Here is a 2,326-nt window from a genome sequence, read left to right on the forward strand (position 1 = left end):
ACCGACAGCCACAGCATCCGCCGCACCTCCCTCACCCAACGCGTACCGCAATACACCACCATCGCCGGCGGCGAAGCTATGAGCGAAGGCGCAAAAAGCCGCGAACACTTGGGCGTGTACAGCGTACAGGAATTGCATGGCCGTCTGAAAAACAAAGCCTAATCAATCCTATCGGATTTGAATAGATAAAAGGCCGTCTGAAACCTGATTGCTCAGTTTCAGACGGCCTTTCTGCAAAAAGAAGGAAAACGTAATGAAACAAACTATTCAAGAAAAACTGACTCAAATTTCACTTGCCGAACCACTGTATTTTCTGTTGGCGGCGGAGAGCGGAAGCCGCGCATGGGGCTTTGCTTCGCCCGACAGCGATTATGATGTACGCGCCCTTTATATCCGTCCGCAAGAACATTATCTGCAAATTGATGAAGCAAAAGATACGTTTGAATTTATTGAAAACCAATGGTTTGACGTAGGCGGCTGGGACATCCGCAAGGCTTTGCGCCTGTTGAGAAAAAGCAATGCCGTATTGCTCGAATGGCTGCGTTCACCGATTGTTTATACACAAGATGAGGCATTCATAGGCCGTCTGAACGAACTTGCGCCCCAATACGTCCAAGCCGCCGCGTTGTTGCACCATTATCGCGGTATCGCCGGCAATGCTTTGAAAGCCATGGATTTGGCGCAGCCGATTAAATTGAAGAAATGGTTTTACGTCTTACGCCCTTTATTGGCGGCACGCTGGGCAGTGAAACAAGGCGGTATTCCGCCAATGACTTTGGTTGAGTTGATGAATGAGTGGCAGACAGATTGTGCTACCCAAATTACTGATCTAGTCGCATTAAAAGCAGGACAAGACGAAAGTTATCTGCACACATTATCGCCAGAGCTGCAAAAGCTGACTGTTGACCTATATAACGAAGTTTCTGCCTTGTCTGCCCCTGCTGCCGAACCTGCCGATAGCGGGCCTTTGAACGAATTGTTCCGCTCCACCTTGGCAACCATTTATCCGTAAAAGGCCGTCTGGATATGCTGACCCTCGAAGACTTGCATACGCAAAACCTGATTCTGCTTGAAGCCGTGTCCGGCAGCCGCGCCTACGGTTTGGCAACGCCCGAGTCCGATACCGACATCAAAGGCGTGTTTTACCTGCCTAAATCCATGTTTTACGGCATGGAATACATCCAACAAATCAGCAATGAAACCAACGATATTGTGTATTACGAACTGGGACGGTTTATCGAATTGCTGTTGCAAAGTAATCCAAACACGCTAGAGCTGCTGGCTTCCCCTTCCGACTGTGTGCGATACCGTTCGCCATTGATGGATGCATTTAAAACCGAATGGTTTATCTCTAAAACCTGTCAGCAAAGTTTTGCAGGCTATGCCTACGGACAAATCAAAAAAGCACGGGGATTGAATAAAAAAATCAGCAATCCGATGCCGTCTGAAAAGAAAAGCATCCTTGATTTCTGCCACATCGTAGAAGGCGCGCAAACTGTACCGCTGCAACACTGGCTTTCGCAACGCGGAATGGAGCAAAGGCATGCAGGCTTAATCAAAATAGCCCACGCCCGAGAACTTTATGCGCTGTTTTACGATGCCGACGGCACACTTGGCTACCATGGTATTGCACCCAAACCCGAAGCCTCAACGCTTTCACTCAGCACCATTCCAGAAGGCGAATCACCGCTTGCCCATCTATCCTTCAACCAAGACGGATACAGCAGCTACTGCCGCGAATATGCCTCTTATCAACAATGGCTGGCAGAACGCAACGAAACACGCTATCAAGGCACGCAGGCGCACGGTCACGGTTACGACGCAAAAAATATGATGCACACTTTCCGCCTGCTTGAGACCGCGCGCGATATTGCCCTTCATGGCGAAATCCGTCCACGCCGTCCCAATCGTGACGAATTGCTGGCCATCAAGCGCGGTTCTTTTCCTTACAATGAACTGTTGGCGCGTACAGAAACATTGATTAACGAAGTAGAAAATTTGTTCGCCCAGTCCGATTTACCGGAAGCTGTAAACAGCACTTTGGCAATCAATGCCCTCGTCGAAATCCGAACCAAGATTTACGGATAAGAGAATCAAAAACAGAGGCCGTCTGAAATTATGTGTTTCCTCTTTTCAGACGGCCTTTTCATATTTCAAATTCTAACCGTCTGTCCATCAAAACAACCTTTTCCGCCGTCTCCCAACAAGGGATAGCAACATGAAATATAATTTCGTTATTGATTGGATTTATACGACAAAATTGTTGTTTTTTCATCATAATCCAAAAATATCGAGTTTAACGCCTATTCTCCTTGCTTTATAATGG

At 47.7% G+C, this 2,326-nt stretch carries 2 protein-coding genes; both read left to right on the top strand.

Translation table 11 applies throughout. The annotated features are described in order from the left end of the window. The first annotated feature begins 253 nt into the window (after nucleotides 1-253). A complete protein-coding gene (locus tag ACTHS3_RS11680) occupies nucleotides 254-1,012 on the top strand; it encodes a nucleotidyltransferase domain-containing protein (protein ID WP_440368007.1) in 759 nt (252 codons plus the stop codon). Between the two features lie 14 nt (nucleotides 1,013-1,026). Beyond that, the gene (locus ACTHS3_RS11685; protein WP_070606043.1) at nucleotides 1,027-2,088 is read left to right on the top strand and encodes a DNA polymerase beta superfamily protein; all 1,062 of its coding nucleotides are present in this window, start codon (nucleotides 1,027-1,029) and stop codon (nucleotides 2,086-2,088) included. Nucleotides 2,089-2,326: the final 238 nt, after the last annotated feature.

The sequence above is a fragment of the Neisseria sp. P0009.S007 genome, assembly GCF_051962515.1.